This window comes from Plebeiibacterium sediminum (assembly GCF_026013605.1).
GTDB classification, from domain to species: Bacteria; Bacteroidota; Bacteroidia; order Bacteroidales; family Marinilabiliaceae; genus Saccharicrinis; species Saccharicrinis sediminus.
This window is the reverse complement of sequence record NZ_JAPDPJ010000006.1, coordinates 71223-93519: the sequence shown is the minus strand read 5'-3', so window position 1 is coordinate 93519 and position 22297 is coordinate 71223. Positions and strand designations below refer to the sequence as shown.

Here is a 22297-nt window from a genome sequence, read left to right as displayed (position 1 = left end):
CTCTTTAAATACGGTATCATTTTATAGTACTATTAAAGCTGATATTTATTATGGTTGAAACATACTTTGGATATAATTGAGGATTTAGAAATGGAAAAGCGATTTAAATATAAAATAAGTAAGGGTAATCTATTGGCTGTGTTAATGTTTTTTGTGTTGATAGTGCCATTTCATGCTTGTAAAAAAGATGAGATTGTACTTGAAAATAACAATAGCAATAAAATAATAGATGAAGGACCTGTTCAATATGGTACTCCATTTGCTGATGTTCCGGAAGTGCAGGATGTGGTTTTGTATGAAGTAAATCCGTTAGCTTTTAGCAGTCAGCAAAATTTAGATGGTATTACTGCCAGATTAGACGATATTAAGTCTTTAGGTGTTAATGTAGTTTGGTTGATGCCTATTTATCCAACAGGAACATTAAATTCTGTGGGTTCACCATATGCAGTCAAAGATTATAAATCCGTAAACCCTGATTATGGTACTTTGGCTGATTTGAGGGAGCTGGTTGATAATGCACATGCTAAAGGCATGGCTGTGATGCTTGATTGGGTTGCAAATCATACTTCATGGGATAATCAATGGATTGAAAATAAGTCATGGTACACCACCGACGAATCTGGTAATATTACTTATCCTGAAACCTGGCAAGATGTGGCAGATCTGAATTATAATAATACTTCCTTGCGTAAAGAAATGATTGCAGCTATGAAATATTGGACGCTGGAAGCTAATATTGATGGTTTTAGATGTGACTATGCTGGAGGCGTACCAAATGATTTTTGGAAAGCAGCCATTGATACGCTTCGTAAAATCCCTAACCGAGATATTTTGATGTTTGCAGAAACGGATAAAAAATCGGTATTAGATGCTGGGTTTGATATGATTTTTGGATGGAACTTCTATGGAAAAACCAAACAAGCAATAAGTGAAGGTACTTCTGCATTCAATATTATTAATGCTCACACATCTGATTATCAAGATTTGGCAGAAGGTAAGCATATTGTTAGGTGGATTACAAATCACGATGATAATGCACATGATAATATCCCTCAGGCATTATTTAATGGCGAAAGAGGAAGTGTGTCCGCTTTTGTATTATCTGCATATATGGGCGGTGTTCCTTTAATTTATAATGGTCAGGAAGTTGGCTTTGATAAACAGTTGGATTTCTTTAAAGCTAATACAACCATTATTGATTGGAATTATAATAACAGTTTGTTAGAAGAATATACCAATATCATTCAACTTAAAAAGACGGAAAGTGCACTTCGAAATGGTGCTTTCACATCGTATGGAAATTCAGATATTGTTGCTTTTACCAGAACTTTTAATGATGAACAAGTATTGGTTATTGTCAACATTAGAGCTGAAGAACTAACATATAATGTACCTGATGCACTTCAGGGTGAAGGTTGGTATAATGGATATACGAATAGTGCAGAAACTATTGGGGCAACAATTGCTTTAGATGGTTATGGATATAAAGTATTTGTGAAATAAAAAAACATCAAGGAAGGCAATCCAATTGTATTTTATTGATTTGTATAATGGAGCCTTGCTGAATTAATATAGAGTTACGGATGAAGTTATTCCTGATAGATCTTTCTTTGATAGGAAACTATTCAAATTTTGAGTATTTTATCTGACAATAAAAATTATACGCATGAGAAAAGTATTAGTGTACCTGCTGTTTATAGGAATCGTATTTACATCTTGTGAACAGTCTAATAAAAGTGGGATGATTGGAGACAGTGAAGCTGTGTTCTATCCCCAAAATTTTGATGCCGAACAACTGTTGCCCTCTTTTGCTCTATTAAATGAGCCAGTTGTTACTTCTGGTGTTAATGATGACTGGAAGATTAAACCAGAATACTATTTGAGTGAAGATAGCTTAAATGCCATTAAAATTCCAGTTGGAGAAGCTGTTGATTTGTATGGGACAGGTGAGGTTTTTGGTGACTTAAACAGAAGTGGTAAAGATGTTACGTTATGGAATACTGATAATTATGCTTATGGTAAAGATGAGGGTAAAAGATTGTATCAATCTCATCCCTGGATATTAGGTGTCCGACCAGATGGAACTTCGTTTGGTATTCTGATTGATAACACATGGAAACAATATTTCAAATTAACCAATCCAATTGAAATCAAAACAGAGGGTCCTGCACCAAGAGTTGTTGTAATTGAAAAGGATTCACCTCAAGCAGTAATAAAGAAATTAGCCGAATTAACAGGAACAATGGAAATGCCGCCGTTATGGGCATTGGGTTTTCAGCAATGTCGATATTCTTATTTTCCGGATACAAGAGTTAAAGAAATTGCAGATGAATATAGAAAAAGGGAAATTCCTTGTGATGTAATCTGGATGGATATTGATTATATGCAGAATTATAAAATATTCACCTTTGATAGTGTTGCGTTCTCTAATCCTCAAAGTGTGAATGATTACTTACACCAAAAGGATTTTAAATCAGTTTGGATGATTGATCCTGGTGTTAAGAAAGAAGAAGGATATCATGTTTATGATCAGGGAAAAGCGGGAGATCATTGGGTGAAAACTGCTGATCACAAAGATTTTGTAGGAAGTGTATGGCCTGGTCCTTGTGTATTCCCGGATTATACACAACCAGAAACTTGTGAATGGTGGGGTACTTTGTATAAAGATTTTATGGCAACAGGTGTTGATGGCGTTTGGAATGACATGAACGAGCCTTCCGTGTTTGATGGACCTGATGGAACCATGCCTGAAGATAATTGGCATAGAGGTGGTGGTTTATTGCCTGCTGGATCGCATTTGAGATATCATAATGTTTATGGTATGATGATGGTTAATGCCAGTAGAGAAGGTATTCTAAAGGTGAATCCTGATAAGAGACCGTTTGTGCTATCTCGTTCGAACTATTTAGGTGGTCAACGTTATGCTGCAACATGGACTGGTGATAATGCTTCAACATGGGAACATATGAAAGTAGCAACACCAATGATTTTAAATCTTGGACTTTCAGGTCAACCTTTTTCTGGTCCGGATATAGGAGGTTTTAAAGGAGATGGAAATCCGGAGTTAATTGCCAATTGGATGGCTGTTGGTGCGTTCTATCCATTTAGTCGTAATCATACCGAAAATAATTCAATCAATCAGGAACCATGGGCTTTTGGAAAAACGGTTGAGGACGTGTCAAGAGTGGCTTTGGAAAGAAGGTATCGTTTAATGCCCTATTTATATACCCTTTTTCATGAGGCTTCTATAGACGGTTTACCGGTTATGCGACCTGTATTTTTTGCAGATACAAAAGATCAGAATTTAAGAAATGAGCAGGAAGCTTTTTTACTTGGTAAAGACTTGTTAGTAGTCCCTCAATATGTTAATAATCCATCATTACCTAATGGTATTTGGAAGACCATACATTTGTTGGAAAATGATAAAGAGAATGATGGTTACCAGGCAGAATTAAAGCAAAGAGGTGGATCTGTTTTACCTTTAACAAAAGTGATGCAATCAACAGAAGAGTATCAAACAGATAGTTTAACTATTTTGGTAACACTTGACAAAGAGGGTAAAGCAAAGGGACAGTTGTATATGGATGCAGGAAATGGCTTTGGTTATAAAAATGGAGAATACGCAATAGATGAATATAGTGCTGTTCTGGCAGCTACAAATGAGGTGATTGTGAATATAAACCAGACAGAAGGGTCGTTGAAAAGTAAGGCTCGTTACTATAAAGTAGGCTTGGTTTCTGATGAGGGAATTAAGTTCTCAGAATGGGAAAATGATGGTTTAATTAAAATTGATTGTAAAAAGTAGTTTGTTTCATAAAAGTGAATTAATATTTATGCTGAGACTGACTTAATTTATTAAGTCAGTCTTTTTTGTTCAAAAAAGATTGTTTTTATAGTAAAAAAGTAAGTTTTGAGTTTTTGCAGATTATCAGAGTGTTATAAAAATGAGGTTTTGGTGATTTGAAAACTTTATTAAATATTTTGTAAAATTGTTATTTGTTGGTTTGTAGTTAGTTAGAATTTTTTCTAATTTCGGTGCGAATGCTTTACTTCAAAAATATTATTGATGCCCTACAGACGACTTCCAAATACAGATCAGGCTCGATTACGTGCATTGAAAGCAGCACTGGATCAAGGTAGATTAAAATATCCATACGATTTGGCATATCCACAACAGTTATACCACGATATTCAATCAATTTTACCTCAGTTTGAACAAGCTGTATCTCAATATAATTTTAGTAAGGAACGTCAGGCGAAGTACGGAAAATTATTATCCGATCAATTTAAGGAAGCTCGTATTTATGTATCTCATTTTGTGCAGGTATTAAACTTTTGTATTATCAGGAAAGAACTAAAACCTGAAGTTCGTGAGGAATTTGGTTTAAGTATTGATGATAAGGCCGTTCCGGAATTGGGAACAGAGCAGCAATTAATTCATTGGGGTAAAAAAGTAATTACAGGCGAGGAGTCGAGAATGATGAAAGGTGGAACAAGGATTTATAATCCCTCCATTGCCATGGTTAAAGTAAAGTATGAAAAGTTTATCGAATACTACAATAACCATAAAAATCTGCAAAACACCACTCAAAAAATGCACGAAAAAGTTACAAGCATGAGAGATGTTGTTGATAATCTGATACTGAAAGTCTGGAATGGTATCGAAGAAAACTTCAATGATCTTTCTGGTGATGATAAAAGAAATGCATGTTCCAACTATGGCATAGTATACATGTATCGAAAAGATGAAAAACCTATGGAATCCTAGTCAGGGATTGAATGCTGCTTTTTTCTTAAATAAAATAAAATAGCACCCACTCCCAGAATACTCAATAACACAAGGGAAAAATTAGGTAACTCTGTTTGTGCCTCCAATGGATTTCCTGGTATTTCGTTTTTGCTTTGAGATAAGTTATATAGAATAAAAGCTAAAAAGTTATTGATAAAGTGAGCTGTAATGGATAGCCAGATACTTTTACCATAAACCACAAGGTAGCCAAAAATTATTCCTAAAAAGAAGCGAGGGAAAAAACCAAAAAATTGCATGTGCATCGCACTAAACAGAAAAGCTGTAATCAAAACAGAAACATGATGGTTTTTTGTCAATGCAGTTATTAACTTCTGTAGGGCTCCTCTAAATAATAGTTCTTCACCAATTGCTGGAATAATGGCGATGATAAAAATATTCAAAACCATTAAAATCCATCCTGAGGTATCTAAAAATACTTTAGTAAGTTCTAAGGCCTGCTGCTCCTTCATTATCAGCCATTTTTCAATATGCTGTAAATATTGAGGAAAAGGAATGTGGTAGTTTAAATAACCCAGGAAGCTGACAAAAGGTTGTGCTATTAAAATAATTAAAATGGCAAGTACAACATACTTGTAACCAGGGTTTTTGAGGCGAAGCCATAAAAATGGTTCGTTTTGTGATATTAAAGCAAAAAATATAGGAGGAAGCGCGAATAGTGCAAGGCTTTGAATAATCTGAAAATATCTGGCAAATCCGGGATTGCTCAAAATTTGCTGGGTGTTGTTAATGATATCAGTCCCCCAGATAAGTGATCCAATAAAAGTAGCTGCAATACTCAGCAGTAACCAGGTTGTGAGCGTAACGATAAAAAGTAATATTATTTGGCTGAAACTAGATAAGTTATTGAAACGAACCATAAATCTTGATTTTTGCCGAATATAAAAAATCAAATTAATTTATTGGCTATTATATAAAATAAAACCCCATTAATCTTAAAATCAATGGGGTTTTGGATAACTATATAAAATGTTCTAAGCCAATTTTTGCGATATCAATTTTTCACTTAATTGTGTTTTTAAATTCTTTCCTAAATTATATGTTCTTAATTCTTTTCCTTTATAAATCGGTTTAGAATTGGAATCATTGATTTTTGGATAATTTAAAAAGGTTTCGTAAAATTTCACCTGTTCAAAATAATTAAGTTTCACCTTGGTAGGCGATGTTAAGTAAATTTTAAGCCAAAAATTAATGGGTTTGTTAATGTTTAATACCTGTAGTCCTTTTATTTTATAAAAGTAATCAAGTATCAAATCATCACTTAGTCTTTTACTGGTAACATTATGTATGGTTTCAAGTACCGATTCTTTTGTTTCATTAGTGTTGCTAAACAAGATTTTCTCCATCTTAGGAATAGCTCTTTTTTCTGCAATTAATCTTAAAATTGGCTTATATAAATAGATTAATGATAGCAAAAATATAAAAGTTAATGCAATAATTATATAGGTCATCTCTCCCTGTTTTGTAAATTCAACATCTCCAATAATCACTCTTCTCTCTCTCGTTTTGTTTACTCCTTTTACCTTGGTCGTGGATAAAAGGTTTTAATTAATTGACGAACTACCCTTATAACGAAATGAATTGTAAAAATGTTACAACGAAAAGAGTGAAATGAGTTAAAAGCCAGATGAAAGGATGCCTAATCTCAGGCTATTTCTATAGTTTGAAGAGTGCTTTTTTTATTACTTCTATATTTAAATTTTTCTGAGAGATATACATATGGTGGTTTGCATGAAACTCAGCAAGATATTCTTGTTCTGTTTGGCCTGGAGTTGGAACAAGCAAGGCTCTTTTTTTGAGGTACTCTAAGTCCATGATAGATGAATATCCCGATCTGCAGATGATTAGTTTAGAGTTTAATAATGCTTCTTTTATTTCAGAGGAAGATAGGTGAGACACTATTTTGAGCTTTTGCTTCAGATGTACTTTTTGTTGATTAGGTTTCCCTTGTATTATTAAAGATTTATATTCACTTTCTCGCAATATATTAACAATAACATTTTCAAAATCTGTTCTTGCAGGTTCCGGTCCAGATAAAACAACTACAATATCATAATTTTCAGAAGATGTATTCTGGTTGTTGATAAACGAAAATCTGGATTTTGGACCAATAAATTTAGTGTTTGATCCGTATGGATATTTATGACTTAAATCTCCACTGAGATTATTTATATGATCAGAATAATCAGGAATCCAACATTCATTGTATTTACTAATGAAGTTTTTTATCATTTGATGAAGTATTCCCTCAAACAGAATAAATGGACTGGGGAGTTTCACCATTAGTTGGTGAGTTATAAATATGCTATGTGTTTTTTTATTCCATAAACCATATCTGTTATCGGAAATTATTACATCAACATTTTCTTCTTTAAGAATTCTCTTAATTTTCCAATGCTCGTATATTATACGATAAATTAGTTGAGGAATGATCTTAATTAAATTGAAAATGGAGCCTTTTGAAGAAAACCGGATTGAGATATCTTTTATGATAATTGTTTTGAGATCCGGGAAAGCATTACTCAAACTTTGCAGGGCATCACCATCTCCGCAAAGTATAATGTTCTGTCCTTGATTTTTTAAATCAAAAATGATGGGCATCAAACGAGTTGCATGTCCTAAACCCCAATTAAGGGGACATACTAAATATGTTTTAGGAGCAGCCACTTAAATTATCCTGAAACCTGGGTTTTTATTCCTAGATTCTCAACTAACCGAGCAATTTCGTTTAGTTTATCAATCGGAATTTTCTTTAGTCCATCAACAGGAGTATCTCTTTCAATTGTATAAATCATAACTTGTTTAGGAGCAATGATTTTTAGTAATTTCAACCAGGACTCAATGTCTTCCGGAGTGGAATTATCAATTGGCTTACTATTATATGTTCCCTTAACAAACATGGTTTGAATGATCAGTTTACCTTCAAATTTCTTAAGGTTTTCAACAGTTTCTTTAATAGAGTATTTAGAAACAGGTTGATCTAAAAGGTTGATACTTTCCTCAAGGCCGGAATCCAGTTTTAGAATATTATCATCAATCTTATTAAGTGCTCTAAAAACTGAAGGTTTGTCAATTAATGTGGCATTTGAAAGAACGGCAATTCTTGCTTCCGGAAAATAGGTGTCTCGTAAGGCAATTGTTCCATCAATGATTTCTTCAAAATCTTTGTGGATCGTAGGTTCTCCATTACCCGCAAAAGTTATAACGTTGGGCGCTGTTCCTTTAGCTTTCATATCTTCAAGAACCAATTTTAGGTTCTGTAAAACCTCCTCTTTTGAAGGCATTTGAGTTTTAATATTTGTATTTTGATTGTTAAATCCACATTCGCAATAAATACAATCGAATGTGCAAATTTTCTTATTCACAGGTAACAGGTTTACACCTAATGAAACGCCTAATCTTCTGCTTTTAACAGGACCAAAAATAATATCTTCAAAAAGAAAGGTTGCCATTGTATACTTAAGTTCTATCGTGTTTTTATTGTGTAAGAGGGTACAAAAGTAGTCCAAAATTACGAAAGCTAATTATATTTAGAAATTATTATCTTTGACAGATTGTAAATTAAGGATTGAATTGAATGTTATTTAAACAAGTTGTTGGTCAGCAGGATATTAAAAATAGGCTTGTCCGAATGGTACAGGAAAACAGAGTGAGTCATACATTATTGTTTACCGGTCCGGAGGGTAATGGTAAGTTGGCAATGGCAATTGCTTTTGCCCAATATCTTAATTGTTTAAATCCCAGTGAAGGAGATGCTTGTGGAGAATGCTCTTCGTGTAAAAAGTATAATAAACTGGTTCATCCCGATTTACATTTTGTTTTTCCGGTGATTAAAACCACTTCCGAAAAAAATCCGGTCAGTGATACTTATATTTCTGAATGGAGAACTTTGGTGAATGAGAATCCATATTTCAGCTTAACAACATGGTTAAATCAAATTCGTAAAGAAGGCGAGAATAAGCAAGGAGCTATATTTACGGCAGAAAGTTCAGAGATTATCAGGAAATTAAGTCTTAAAACTTTTGAAGGAAAGTATAAGGCAATGATAGTATGGATGCCCGAAAAAATGAATGAGGCCACAGCAAATAAGCTTTTGAAAATTTTGGAGGAACCAACACCCAATACTGTTTTTATTTTGGTTTCCAATCATCCGGATGAGATGATTTCGACCATTTTATCGCGCACGCAACAATTAAAAATACCGGCATTTTCAGATTCCGAAATTGCCAATTATTTAATTGAGAAGTATGAAATTTCTGAGGCAGAAGCTCAAGGTGCAGCAAAAGTGGCTAATGGGAGTCTGATCGATGGTGTTGAGCAAGTTCATATGAGCGAGGATAATCAGTTCTTTTTTGAAAGTTTTGTTCAGATGATGCGCTATAGTTATGCTCGGAAAGTGAAAGAAATGCTGAACTGGGTTGAGGAAATGAGTCGTCAGCCAAGAGAAAAGCAACGAAACTTTTTGAATTATGCAATTAAAATGATTCGTGAAAATTATATCATGAACTTTAAGCAGCCTGACATTGTTTATCTGACTCCAGAACAGTATGATTGGTCGAAAAAGTTTTCGCCCTTTATCAATGATAAAAATGCATTAATGATTTCTGAGGATTTTGCATTGGCAGATTCGCATATCGGTCAAAATGGAAATAGTAAAGTGATATTGTTTGATTTGGCTTTAAAGCTGATTATTTCTATAAAAACAGGAGTTGAAGGATAGTTTGGAAAGTTAAATAAGCTTGATTATTTTTAACCAATCTACTTTAAGATGGCATTTCATGCAGAGAATGGGTTTTAAGTATTTGATTAAATGTGAGAATGAACCATTTAAATATGTTGATTCTCGTATTTAAAACTTAAAATAAATGATCTGTAATTAATATATATTCAGGCTACAATGCCTTTAAAAACAAAAAGATGGAAGAAGAAGTACAATCAAAATGTAGTACTTGTATTGATAGATGTGGAAAATTAGATGTTTACGACTGGCTGGCAGATGTTCCTGAAAGTTGTAATGTTTCCGATATAGTTGAAATACAATTCAAAAATACTCGTAAAAGTTATTATAAAAACACCAATGGTTTACGCTTAAAAAAAGGAGATGTTGTTGCAGTTGAAGCTTCTCCAGGTCATGATATAGGAACTGTTTCCTGTACAGGAGAAATTGCTGTAATGCAGATGCGTAAAAACAGGTTAAATATTAATGAATACGAATTTAAGCGCGTATATCGCCATGCTAAACCTGTTGATTATGAAAAATGGGAAGAAGCAAAGGAACTGGAGCATGAAACAATGATTAAAAGTAGGCAGATTTCTGCAGACTTGAATCTAAATATGAAGATTGGTGATGTGGAGTATCAGGGTGATCGCACAAAAGCCATCTTTTATTATATTGCTGATGAACGTGTAGATTTCAGACAGTTAATCAAAGTTCTTGCAGATAAGTTTAAGGTGAGAATTGAGATGCGTCAGATTGGTGCTCGTCAGGAAGCAGGACGAATTGGCGGTATTGGACCATGTGGCAGAGAATTATGTTGTTCTTCATGGATTACAAATTTTGTATCTGTAACAACAAATGCGGCCCGATATCAGGAGATATCATTGAATCCACAAAAGCTGGCAGGACAATGTGGAAAATTGAAATGTTGCTTAAACTTTGAGTTAGATGCCTATATTGATGCTCAAAAAGGATTCCCAAAAACGGATATTCCTCTTGAAACTCAGGATAATACGTACTATCACTTTAAAACAGATATTTTTAAAGGAATTATGAGTTACTCAACTGACAAGATGATTCCTGCAAATATTACAGAAGTACCAGTTGATAGGGTTAAAGAAATTATCAGAATGAATAAGCGAGGTAAAAAAGTACCTAGTTTATTAGATGACAGACATGTGGTAGTTGATAAAACTAAAGCCTTAGATTATCAGAATGTTGTAGGTGAAGACAGTATCTCAAGGTTTGATGAACCCAAAAAGCCTGTTAGCAGAAACAGAAATAAGAGAAGAAGAAAACCTAACACTAATAATAATAACAATAACAGAAATCCGAAAAATAAAAAGTAGTATGAGGTTTTTAGTTGCTGTACTGTTTCTTTCAATAATGTATGCTTGTGGATCTGCAGAATGGTACAATCATCAGGTAAATATACCGGAAACAGGATGGCATAAGGATACTGTGGCTGTATTTCATAGTGAAATAAATGAGTTGGATAAATCATGTCATTTACTGGTAGAAGTCACAAATAAAGAAAGCTATAAGTATAGTAATATTTGGTTTTTTATAGATGCAATTTCACCATCCGGACATATAGAAAGAGATACACTTGAGTGCTATTTGGCCAATGATGATGGATCATGGTATGGTAAAAGTTTAGGGGATGATTTATATGAAAGTATTCATTCCTATAAGTTAAATATCCGTTTCCCGGAAAAGGGGGTTTATAAATATTATGTCATTCATGGTATGAGAGATACTGTGTTAACAGATGTAGCATCAGTGGGATTAAAAATTATTGAAGTTGAATAATAGTTGGACGTGATTATAAGCTAGACTGTAAATAGTTCTGATACATATTAAAAGGATTTAGAAATAATCACTAAAGACAGTAGTTGGATTTAAAAGTGGGAAAAAACAAATTGTTTAAGTTTGCCAAACTGGAAACTTATCCTCATGTATTTCAAGTGAAATTTGATGAGCCTAATCGTGAAGATTTTCACATGAAAGGGCAATGGAAAAAAGAGTTCTTTAAAAATGATAAGCCTCTTGTTCTTGAATTGGGATGTGGAAAAGGTGAGTACACAGTTGGTTTAGGTGAGTTATATCCGGACAAGAATTTTATTGGTATGGATATTAAAGGGGCCCGAATATATACCGGTGCTACTCAGGCCTTAAATAAAAAGATGACTAATGTGGCTTTTATCAGGGCTAAAATTGAATTGATTACATCGTTTTTTGCAGCAGATGAAATTGATGAAATTTGGATTACTTTCCCGGATCCACAAATGAAGAAAACCCGGAAGAGATTGACTTCAACCAGGTTTCTTGAATTTTACAAAGAAATTCTAAAACCGAATGGTATCATTCATCTTAAAACAGACAGTAATTTCTTATACACATATACAGATGCTGTTGTTAAAGAAAATAACCTGCCTTGCGAAATCAATACAAGTGATTTATACAACAGTAATATTGTGGATAAAATACTTAGCATTAAGACTTTTTACGAAGGTCAATTCTATGAGCAAGGTATTCCAATTAAATATATTCGATTCTTTGTGCCTAAAGATAAGGCATTAATAGAACCTGAAATAGAGATTGAATTTGATAGCTACCGTAGCTATAATCGTGGATCAAAAATGCCATCCGACAAAAAGATTTGATATTAGGATAAGGAATGGAACCTGATTTTAATGATAAAGTTTTTGAGGTAGTTAAACAAATTCCCTTTGGAAGAGTTACTACATATGGAGCCATTGCCAGATTTTTAGGTGTTTCTAAATCCAGCAGAATGGTTGGATGGGCACTGAATAAATGTAGTCTTAGAGGAGACTATATTCCTGCACATCGTGTAGTAAACAGAGTAGGCTTATTAACTGGGAAAGCTGCATTTTCAAGTGAAAGAGTAATGGAAGAACTTTTGGAGAGTGAAGGTGTTCGTATTGAAAATGATAAGGTGAAAGGGTTTGATACATTATTTTGGGATCCACAGGAACTATTAAAAGAATTTGAGTAAGATCTATTTCTATGTTAATAAATGAGAATATGCTCATTTATTATAAGAGTATTGTATATTTGCAATTATTTTAAATCAAATTAAATAAACGTAATGCACATAATGATAATATACTAATGTTGTTAGTATTAAATTATGTGTCATAATCATAAAAGAAGGTACTATGAGTTTTTATCCTCAATTAGTTTTAGATGCATTAAAGCACGTTCGTCATCCGGGAAAAGGAAAAGATATTGTTTCGTTGGAGATGGTAGAGGATGATATTAGAATAGATGGCAAAAGAATAAGTTTTAGTTTGTTGTTTGACAGAGCTAATGATCCAATGATTCCATCCATTAAAAAAGCATGTGTTCATGCTATTTTAACCTATGTTGGAGAGGATGCAGATATTAAAGGAAATATCTATGTTAAGGTTAAAAATAAGCCAAAAGTTGAGGTTGAAAAGCCATTGTCTGAAGTTAAAAATGTAATAGCTGTAGCTTCAGGAAAAGGGGGAGTAGGTAAATCAACGGTAACATCAAATTTAGCTGTAGCATTAGCAAAGGCTGGATATAAGGTGGGTTTGTTGGATGCCGATATTTTTGGACCTTCTGTACCTAAAATGTTTAAAACAGAAGATGCTCGTCCTGTTTTAGAAAAAGTTGATGGTAAGGACAAAATTATTCCTGTAGAAAAGTATGGTGTAAAAATGCTTTCTATTGGTTATTTTGTAAATCCTAAGGATGCAACAATTTGGCGAGGAGCAATGGCAACCAATGCTTTGAAGCAGTTAATCACTGAAGGAAATTGGGGAGCGCTTGATTACTTGTTGATTGATTTACCTCCGGGTACCAGCGATATTCATTTAACTATAGTTCAAACGCTTTCTATTACAGGAGCTGTTATGGTAACTACTCCACAAGATGTGGCTTTGGCAGATGCGATTAAGGGTGTTAGTATGTTTCAGAGTAAAAATATTAACGTGCCAATTTTAGGGTTAATTGAAAATATGGCATGGTTTACGCCTGCAGAATTGCCTGAAAATAAATATTATATTTTTGGTAAAGATGGAGGCAAAAAACTTGCTGAAGAGTTGGGTGTAACATTGTTAGGACAAATTCCTATTGTTCAGAGTATACGCGAAGCAGGAGATAATGGAGAACCAGCAGCGCTTAACGAAGATACTGTTACCGGAAATGCTTTTGCTAATGTGGCACAAAAAGTTGTGGAATGTATAACGGAACGAAATTTAAATCTTCCACCAACTCAAATTGTTGATGTTAAAACAAAATAGTTATGGACGTAGTTAAATATCAAAAAGTTGAAGACGCACTAGAGCTTATTCGACCATATTTAAAAGCTGATGGTGGAGATATTTCACTTGTTGAAGTAACTGATGACTTTGTTGTAAAAGTAAAGTTGTTAGGAGCTTGTAATGGATGTCCAATGAGTTATCAAACCATGAAAAATGGTGTGGAACAGGTGTTGAAGAAAGAGGTGCCGGAGTTAAAACAGGTGATAACTGTTGAAAACTAATAAAATATTATTTAATATAAAGCCATGTATTTTTAAATGCATGGCTTTTTTGTTTTCTGGCCTTATATTAGATTATTATTTCAGAATTATGGTTCAATATATGAAACGATCTAAAAAAAATAACTCAAGAGATAAAGATTAGTTTTTTCAATAGTTTCATATTATAAATCGAAGGAAAAAGTAAGCGTATGAATTTAAAATTTAAATGGATCGGATTTGATGCAGATGATACCTTATGGGAAAACGAGTCTTATTTTAGGGAAGCTGAAGAGGAGTTTTGTAAAATGCTTAAAGATTATGCAACTGCAGAAGAGTTAACTAAAGCGTTGTATGATATTGAAGTTAAAAACATAAAGTACTATGGTTACGGAATAAAAGGATTTGTTTTGTCTATGATAGAAACTGGAATGCAAATAACTGATGGTAAGCTTTCCGGCGAAGTTTTAGAAGAAATTATAAGTCTTGGGAAAGAGTTATTGAATAAGCCGGTGTGTTTAATTGATGGAGTAGCTGAAGTATTGGAGTCATTAAAATATTGGGGGTATAAATTAGTTGTTGTAACCAAAGGCGACCTTCTTGATCAGGAAAAAAAGTTGCAGCGATCCGGCCTCGAGAAATATTTTCATCATATTGAAATTGTGAGTGATAAACAAGAAGAGAATTATCAGAAACTTCTTAATCATCTTGATGTTAAGCCAAAAGATTTTTTAATGGTAGGTAATTCACTAAAATCAGATGTGCTTCCGGTACTGAATATTGGCGGAAGTGCTATTCATATACCTTTTCATACAACATGGATTCATGAGCATGTTGAAAATGTTGGCGAATTGGATCATTTTTGTGAAATAAAATCAATATCAGAAATACATCATATTTTAAGTGTATAGGTATATATTGTAATTAGGATTATTGTGCATAAATGTATTTTGTAATGTATTGAAATCAAGAGTATTGTATTTTAGACTAATGTAAAAAAAACGTCGTTTCGTCAGGGGTATTTATCTATTTATCAAAGTAATGTAAACATACACAGTAAGTTGCGTAATACTTTCTAAACAAATAAACTTACGTTATCCGTAAGTAGAATTAAGAAAGATATTATGAAACGATTTATTTTTATTTTATTAATTGCTATAGGAATAGGAAATGCTGCTTCAGCACAAAATTTTTCATCATTAAATGAAGTAAAGTTTGTCGATACAGAAATGTATGAAGAATATATTGATCAGGTTTTTGATTGCTGTTATTATCTGGTACAAACTCCATTTACAAAAAAAGATGCAGAGAGAGTGGCTGCAAATGAATTTATTAAAAGATGGGTGAAAGGTTCTCCGTCGTATACTGTAAAAGTCAGTGATAAAGTAAAGCAGTTATTTGAAGAAAGAGAAGAATTGATTTCGTTGTATTATGGTTGCTATCTTAAGGTTTCCCTTGAGCAGGATGAAACAAATGCACAGATTATTGAGGAAAAAGCTTTAGATTCAATTATCAGATATTGTGAAAACTCTTCCAATAAACTTAAGATGACTAAAGGAATGAAAGAGCTTTTCGAATTAAAATCTAATGGAGATATTCAAAGTATAGATGAATATTTTGCAATGAAAGGGTGAGGTACTCTACTATTTTTATGTATAGAAGAGAAGGGGAGATTTTAAACCCTTCTCTTTTTTTATGCTTTATTTTTTATCGGTAGTTTCTTCAATTAAATCACCGTCTTTTAATTTTTTTGAAATGATATTGTAAGGCCCGCTAACAACAGACGAACTATCTGAAATACCGGACAGAATTTCGATGTATTTTAAGTCTTGAATTCCAGTTGTAACAGTTTGTTGTTTTACCTTTCCGTTTTCGTTTACAAATACCACTTCAATTTTTTCGTCAACCCCTGGATTATCACTTTTGGTTGTATCTTTTCGTGATGACACTGCTAGTATGGGAATGGTTAAAACATCTTCTCTTGTGTTGGTTTGTATATCGACTGTAGCCGACATTCCAGGTCGAAAAGGGTGGAAATTTTCTCCATGTTCATCTATAAGCTTTTGATAAGATTCCGGTAATATGAGAATTTCAACTTCAAAGTTTGTGATTTGATCTGCACTGTTTCCTTCTACATTAGCAGAATTAGCTATTTGCGTTACAATGCCTTTGAATTTGTCTTTTAAATATGCATCAACCTCAATAATAGCCGTGTCATTTAAACTTACTCTGATGATGTCATTTTCATTTACATCCACAACAACTTCCATGTTATTCAGGTTGGCAATGGTCATTATTTCTGTTCCTTCAAATTGAGCTGTTCCAACTACTCTTTCTCCTTTTTCAACTTTTAAACTTGAAATGGTTCCATCCATTGGAGCGTATATTGTTGTTTTTGAAAGGTTGTCTTTTGCCTCATTTCTGGATGCTGTAGCATTTTTTAGTGAAGCTTTAGCGGCGTCAACACTTGATTTGGCAACATTGTAATCAGCAAGAGCCAATTCATATTCAGCTTCAGAGATCGTTTTTTGTTCCCAAAGTAATTTTTTACGATTGAAGTCTAATTCCTTTTGTTTGTACTGTGCTAAAGCTTGTGACAGGTTGGCTTCAGATGATACAACTGCAGCCTCCATTTTTTCAAGGTTTCGTTGGTAAATATCTGGTTGAATTTTTGCTAACATTTGCCCTTTAGTTACTTGCTCTCCTTCTTTCACTGGAAGCTCAAGTATTTCCCCCGACACATCAGAAGTTACCTTTACTCTTACTTCCGGATTAATTTTCCCATTAGCTGTTATAATTTCAGTAAGTGTTCTTTTTTGAGCTTGCTCTGTTGTTACTTTGTATTTAAATTCATTTCCAATCCAACCCAATTGTTTTCCAATAACTAAAACCACAATTAGAATGACTAAAATTACCAGCGGATATAATAATGATTTCTTCATAAGATTATAATTTCTTTATTGGTAAGGCTTAACCTGTTTAATTCTTAACCCTACTGATTAATTGAGTTGTATATTGATTAAGGTCTGTATGTAATTAATGAATAAATGCAAAAAGCATGAGCAAGAAACTCATATGCAATATAATAAGATAAATGGATTATTGAATTATTGAGATTAAAGTTCTTAGTTAAGTGAAGAAATATTTTCCTTTGAGGGTAAAGTAATGCAGAAAGTAGAGCCCTCTCCAACCGTACTGATTACCTTAATTGAACCATCATTTTTCTCAATATACTCCTTACTGATTATTAATCCTAATCCGGTTCCGTTTTTTCCGCATGTCCCAATACATCGTTTTGAATTATCAATATTAAATAAATTATTGATGGTTTCCGGAGGCATTCCTATTCCATAATCTCTAATGTAAATAGTTGTTTTTCGTTTGTCTGTTGTTGATAATATTTCAACTTTGCCTCCTGCGTACGAAAATTTAATTGCATTACTGATAATGTTTCTTAGTGCCAGACTTATCATATTCATATCTCCATAAACAGTGGTTCCTTTTGAGATTGTAGAAACTATATTTATCTTCTTTTTTGCAGATGTAAGTTCAAACAAATTTATTTTTTGATTGATAAGTTTGTCTAATTCAAACTTAGTTCTTACCAGATTAATACGTTCATTCTGGCTTCTAGACCAGTTAAGTAAATTGTCAATTAAAGAATTAACATGTTTTGTTGACGAGTCAATTAGCTTAATGTATTTCCGTTTTTTGTCATCCTCTATTTCATCGTAGGTTTCTCTTAAAAGTGAAGAAAACCCCATAATGGATTGAAAAGGACTTTTTAAATCATGAGCTATAATGTCAAAGAATTTGTCTTTTGAAGTATTGGCTTTGATATATTTTTTATTTGCAATCTGAAGCTTAACTTTTTGTTTGCTTAATCGTGCCCGGCTTTCTATTAATTCAGTGTTTGCCTGTTCAAGTCTTATGGCATTTTCTTTAATGCTTTTATTTTGTTTGATAATTTTCTGATTTTGTTTTTTAAGCGTGTTGTTTAAAAGTTTAAGTCGGTAATAATTTATAAATACAATAACAGTAATAATACTTATGAATAGTAAAAACGTGATAAGTAATATTTTTGTTAATCGTTCGCTTTTAATTTCTGCATGTTGTAATTTTATCTGTTGGTCTTTTGTTTTTGAATTAAACTGTACATATAATTCGCTAATTTGTTGAGATATAGTTGAATGAAAAAGTTTATTTTCAATGTTGGAATGAATTTGCAAATATTTAAAAGCTTTAATTGTATCCTTATTATTTAAATATAGGTTGCTTAACGCTTTGTATGATTTTGATGTAATATCTGTATGATTGTTTGATTCGGATATTTCTAAAGTTTTAGTATAATAGTAAAGAGCAGAATCCATATTATTTACCGTTGAATAATAATTGCCTATATCAATTGTAAGGTTAGAAATCTGATAGCTTACATCTTCTTTTCTTTCTTTAGTTAGGGCTAGAGCGTTTCTAAAACATCTGCCTGCTGCAATCAAATGATCCTGATGTAAATTTAAATTTCCAAGGTGATGTAGTATGTGAATTTGTATGAGTGTGTCGTTGATACTTTTATTCAGGTTTAGAGCATCTGTATAAAAACTTTTTGCTTTAGTATAATGTTGTTGACTCTGATTATAACAACCCAGATTTACCAATAATCTTATTTTTTCAGTTGCATTTTCATGTTTTTTTAAAAGGAATTGTGCTTTTGCTGTATAAATAAACGCTTCTTCGAATCTCTGCGCATGATTTAACGAATAAGCAATTTGATTATAAATAGGTATAAGTCTGGAAGAATCCTGTTGGTTTTCAAGTATTAGTAAGGATTTATTAAGACAAGAAAGTGCCTTGGCGAAATTTCCTTTTTGGTTATATGACTTACCCATTGCAAAGTAAATTGATGATTGAATTAGTTGGTCACTAATATCTTTTATGTTTTCGGGGCAATGAAATTTTATTAACGTATCAGCAGGTATAGGTATGATTTGTAGTTCATGATCCTGAGCATGGATAGTTGAATAAAAACATATTAGTAGTATAAATAGACTCTTCCGAATCAAGTTTAGGAGGTGTGTTATTTTCATATGTTAGCTAAAGGTATTAATTAGTTATCGGTTAAAGATTTTTCATCTTTTTGAATTGGCTAGACGAATTTAATAAAAATATTTAATGTTTTCAATATCAATTTTATACATAAATAAAGTTGTGCTTATAGACCTTTGTATTTGCGGGATGTGTAAGGTTTTTTTCTGTGTTTTTTGTTTGGAATAGAAATGTTAATTACTTTACACATCCTACAATCTATGTTTAAATAAATCTAATTATAAAGCATGAAGCTTTTTGTTCGAATTATCATATTGTTTTGTTTATTCTTTTCAAATGAGCTGGCAGCTCAGGTTAAGAAAATAGGAATCCCGGATATAGAATATTTCAACAGGCGAACTTATCATGGAGCAACTCAAAATTGGGGAATCACTCAGAGTAAAAGTGGATTTTTATATTTTGGAAATAACTATGGTGTTCTGGAGTTTGATGCAGATCAATGGCGTTTGTATCGCGATTTAGGAGATTATAATGTAAGAAGTGTACATGCTATTGGAGATAGGATTTATGCCGGAGCTTTTAATGAGCTAGGGTATTTTTATTATGATTCCATCAGTAAATTGCAATATAAATCATTACTCCAGGGACCAAACGTAAGAAACTTCGAGGATTTTTGGCATATCTATGATTGGAATGGCTATGTTGTATTTCACTCACAAAAAGGATTATGTTTTTATAAAGATGATCAGCTAACACATATTATTTATCCCGAATCTCGTTTTGTTTCAGCATTTGTGGTTAATGGTTTGTTTATTGTTCAAGATGAGCAGGCTGGTTTAATGGAAGTTAGAGGTAATGATATTTACCCCATTAATGGCGGGAAATTGTTTGCCGGCAAAGAAGTAAAGTCTATTATGTCATTGTCAAATTCTGAAATGGTAATCGGAACAATGAATAATGGCTTGTATAAATGGGATATGCAAATGTTTGAAGCGTGGAAAGTGCCTGCAAACAGTCTTCTTAAAAAGATAAATATATTCTGTGGTTGTAAGTATTCAGATGATCGTTTAGTTTATGGAACAATTCAGGGGGGAATAGTAATTGTTGACGAAAATGGGGAGATTAACTTACAAATAGATAAAGATAAAGGTTTAAGGAATAATACTGTTTTAAGTGCATTTGTAGATCGGGAAGGCAATATTTGGGGCGGTTTGGATAATGGTATTGTAAAAGTGAATTTTAATTCGTCTATTTCCTTTCTTCAGGGATATTATAATCTGGGGACAGGATATGTCATGGAGAAATTTAAGGATGAATATTACTTCGGAACGAACCAGGCCGTTTTTAAAATCGGAGCGCAAAAGTTTAAAGATCCGTTAAAAGACAGAAACGATTTTATTAAAGTAGAAAATACAGGAGGACAGGTTTGGAGTTTGTATCAGGATGATCGATCCTTATTATGTGGCCATAATCTTGGGGTATTTGAAATAAAAGGCTCAAGTGCAAATGAAATTACACCAGACGATATTAATGGAGTATGGAACTTTAAACCTATAGCCGAGAATGATAATTTGTTGTTGTCGGGTACTTATACTGGTCTTATCATTTTAGAATATAAAAACGGAAAATGGCATTATCGAAATACGATAAAACAGTTTAATGAATCAGCTCGTTTTATTGAATGGGATGATCAGGGGTATTTGTGGATGTCGCATGGATACCGGGGTGTTTTTAGAATTAAGTTGAATAAAGATTTAACTGAAGCCACCGAAGTTTTAATATTTAAGAATACAGAATTTCCAGATAATCAGACTCCATTAACGCTGACTAAAATTAATGAAAAGTGTTTGTTTACCAGTCATGATGGAATCTATCAATATGATTACACTGAAGATAAATTTGTGCATAAAAAAGATTTTGAAGCAATGTTTTCAGATGGTATTTATCCCAATGATATTAAAGAAGATCAATATAGGAATTTGTGGTGTTTTTATGGTGACAAAATTGGCGTTCTAAGACTTTTAGAGGATGGAACATATAAAGATATCAGATATCCGTTTTTGCCATTGGATAGAAAGATGGTTAGCGCTTTTGAACATGTATATGTTGAAGATGACAAAAATGTGTTTTTTGGAGTTGAAGATGGATTTGCACATTATGCAACAGAAGATTTTAAAAATTATAAGATTCCTTTTAAGGTGCACTTACGCTCCTTTAAGGGAAACTCTGATTCAACAACTTACCAATTGAATTATGTTGGTGATTCTATAAAACAAAATACCGTTCCTACATTTGCCTTTAGAAAGAATACCTTTAATATTTCTTTCGTAGCATCTTTTTATGAACAACGTAATGTGTTGTATTCTACATGGCTCAAAAATTATGATAGTGGATTTGGAGAATGGACCGAAGTAAACCAGCGAAATTACTCGAATTTAACTGAGGGGGAGTATGAAATAATTATTAAGGCTAAAAATCAATATGGTGTACAGGCACCTCCTGTTACGTTTAAGTTTATTGTGTTACCGCCTTGGTATCGAAGTGTATTTGCAAAAGTTGTATTTGTTATTTTATTTTTATTTCTGGTCGCATTAATCTATTATTTTATCAGTAAAAGAATAGAGCTTAGTAAACAAAAGGAAAAAACGAAACAACAGGAGCGTTTTAGAATTAAAGAAGAGCAACTTAAGACCGCAGCTCTGGTTTCGGAGAAGGAAATGATCCGATTAAGAAATGATAAGCTCAGAAATGAGATGGTTTACAAAGAAAAAGAATTAGCAAATTCTACAGTTAATATCATCCAAAAAAACGAATTGCTTTCGGATATTAAAGAGCAGCTAAAGAAGATTGTTAGAATACAGGAAAAATCTGAGTTGGAAAAGAAAGTTCGATTGTTGATAAAAAAGATTGATCGCGATATTGATACAGAGAATAACTGGCAGGTTTTTGAAACTCACTTTGGCCAGGTTCATGAAGCTTTTTTTCAAAGCCTTAAAGAAAAGCACCCGGATTTAACAAGTCGGGAGCAAAAGTTATGCGCATATATCAAAATGGGTATGGCTAGTAAGGATATTGCCTCGCTAATGAATATTACTACAAGGGCGGTTGAGAATAATCGCTATAAACTACGTCAAAAACTAGGACTATCACAAGGAGATAACTTGCTTGAGTATATTGAAAATGTATAAATAAGTAGGTTTTGATGTTTTATTAGAATTAA

Annotated in this window: 19 protein-coding genes; 13 read left to right on the top strand and 6 right to left on the bottom strand. The window is 32.8% G+C overall.

Annotated elements, in window-relative coordinates:
• Positions 1-90: 90 nt before the first annotated feature.
• From OM075_RS04950 to OM075_RS04940, 3 genes are all read left to right on the top strand, one after another.
• Positions 91-1503 (top strand): alpha-amylase family glycosyl hydrolase, encoded by a 1413-nt coding sequence (locus tag OM075_RS04950; RefSeq protein WP_301189372.1) that lies wholly within the window; start codon positions 91-93, stop codon positions 1501-1503.
• A gap of 163 nt (positions 1504-1666) precedes the next feature.
• On the top strand, positions 1667-3805 hold the full coding sequence (locus tag OM075_RS04945; RefSeq protein ID WP_301189371.1) for a TIM-barrel domain-containing protein: 2139 nt from the start codon (positions 1667-1669) through the stop codon (positions 3803-3805).
• Between the two features lie 261 nt (positions 3806-4066).
• Positions 4067-4768, top strand: a complete 702-nt coding sequence (locus tag OM075_RS04940; RefSeq protein WP_301189370.1) for a hypothetical protein — start codon at positions 4067-4069, stop codon at positions 4766-4768.
• Here the strand turns inward: OM075_RS04940 and OM075_RS04935 are convergent.
• From OM075_RS04935 to OM075_RS04920, 4 genes are all read right to left on the bottom strand, one after another.
• The gene (locus OM075_RS04935) at positions 4765-5700 is read right to left on the bottom strand and encodes a CPBP family intramembrane glutamic endopeptidase (RefSeq protein ID WP_301189369.1); all 936 of its coding nucleotides are present in this window, start codon (positions 5698-5700) and stop codon (positions 4765-4767) included. The genes OM075_RS04940 and OM075_RS04935 overlap by 4 nt on opposite strands.
• Positions 5701-5781: 81 nt before the next feature.
• A complete protein-coding gene (locus tag OM075_RS04930) occupies positions 5782-6258 on the bottom strand; it encodes a hypothetical protein (RefSeq protein WP_301189368.1) in 477 nt (158 codons plus the stop codon).
• A gap of 205 nt (positions 6259-6463) precedes the next feature.
• On the bottom strand, positions 6464-7474 hold the full coding sequence (locus tag OM075_RS04925; RefSeq protein ID WP_301189367.1) for a glycosyltransferase: 1011 nt from the start codon (positions 7472-7474) through the stop codon (positions 6464-6466).
• A 5-nt stretch (positions 7475-7479) separates the two neighbouring features.
• On the bottom strand, positions 7480-8259 hold the full coding sequence (locus tag OM075_RS04920; protein ID WP_301189366.1) for a radical SAM protein: 780 nt from the start codon (positions 8257-8259) through the stop codon (positions 7480-7482).
• Positions 8260-8384: 125 nt separating this feature from the next.
• Between OM075_RS04920 and OM075_RS04915 the strand changes: the two genes are divergently transcribed.
• The 9 genes from OM075_RS04915 to OM075_RS04875 all read left to right on the top strand — a co-directional run bounded on the left by OM075_RS04915 (position 8385) and on the right by OM075_RS04875 (position 15668).
• Positions 8385-9527: a DNA polymerase III subunit gene (locus OM075_RS04915; RefSeq protein WP_301189365.1), complete on the top strand. Its 1143-nt coding sequence runs from the start codon at positions 8385-8387 to the stop codon at positions 9525-9527.
• 197 nt (positions 9528-9724) lie between these two features.
• Positions 9725-10873, top strand: coding sequence for a PSP1 domain-containing protein (locus OM075_RS04910; protein ID WP_301189364.1), 1149 nt, complete (start codon positions 9725-9727; stop codon positions 10871-10873).
• Position 10874: 1 nt separating this feature from the next.
• A complete protein-coding gene (locus OM075_RS04905; RefSeq protein WP_301189363.1) occupies positions 10875-11336 on the top strand; it encodes a gliding motility lipoprotein GldH in 462 nt (153 codons plus the stop codon).
• 95 nt (positions 11337-11431) lie between these two features.
• Positions 11432-12190, top strand: a complete 759-nt coding sequence (gene trmB / locus OM075_RS04900) for a tRNA (guanosine(46)-N7)-methyltransferase TrmB (protein ID WP_301189362.1) — start codon at positions 11432-11434, stop codon at positions 12188-12190.
• Between the two features lie 14 nt (positions 12191-12204).
• On the top strand, positions 12205-12543 hold the full coding sequence (locus OM075_RS04895; RefSeq protein WP_301189361.1) for an MGMT family protein: 339 nt from the start codon (positions 12205-12207) through the stop codon (positions 12541-12543).
• Positions 12544-12706: 163 nt separating this feature from the next.
• Complete coding sequence (locus OM075_RS04890; protein WP_301189360.1) at positions 12707-13816, top strand: Mrp/NBP35 family ATP-binding protein; 1110 nt, start codon at positions 12707-12709, stop codon at positions 13814-13816.
• Positions 13817-13818: 2 nt separating this feature from the next.
• A complete protein-coding gene (locus OM075_RS04885) occupies positions 13819-14058 on the top strand; it encodes a NifU family protein (protein WP_301189359.1) in 240 nt (79 codons plus the stop codon).
• Positions 14059-14246: 188 nt separating this feature from the next.
• Positions 14247-14945, top strand: a complete 699-nt coding sequence (locus OM075_RS04880) for an HAD family hydrolase (protein ID WP_301189358.1) — start codon at positions 14247-14249, stop codon at positions 14943-14945.
• A 213-nt stretch (positions 14946-15158) separates the two neighbouring features.
• Positions 15159-15668 (top strand): hypothetical protein, encoded by a 510-nt coding sequence (locus OM075_RS04875; protein WP_301189357.1) that lies wholly within the window; start codon positions 15159-15161, stop codon positions 15666-15668.
• Positions 15669-15734: 66 nt separating this feature from the next.
• Here the strand turns inward: OM075_RS04875 and OM075_RS04870 are convergent, their stop codons facing one another.
• Both OM075_RS04870 and OM075_RS04865 read right to left on the bottom strand, forming a co-directional pair.
• On the bottom strand, positions 15735-16976 hold the full coding sequence (locus OM075_RS04870; protein ID WP_301189356.1) for an efflux RND transporter periplasmic adaptor subunit: 1242 nt from the start codon (positions 16974-16976) through the stop codon (positions 15735-15737).
• Between the two features lie 183 nt (positions 16977-17159).
• A complete protein-coding gene (locus OM075_RS04865) occupies positions 17160-18920 on the bottom strand; it encodes a tetratricopeptide repeat-containing sensor histidine kinase (RefSeq protein ID WP_363321530.1) in 1761 nt (586 codons plus the stop codon).
• A 444-nt stretch (positions 18921-19364) separates the two neighbouring features.
• On the opposite strand from OM075_RS04865, the gene OM075_RS04860 reads away from it, so the two are divergent.
• A complete protein-coding gene (locus tag OM075_RS04860) occupies positions 19365-22265 on the top strand; it encodes a triple tyrosine motif-containing protein (protein ID WP_301189354.1) in 2901 nt (966 codons plus the stop codon).
• Positions 22266-22297 lie beyond the last annotated feature (32 nt).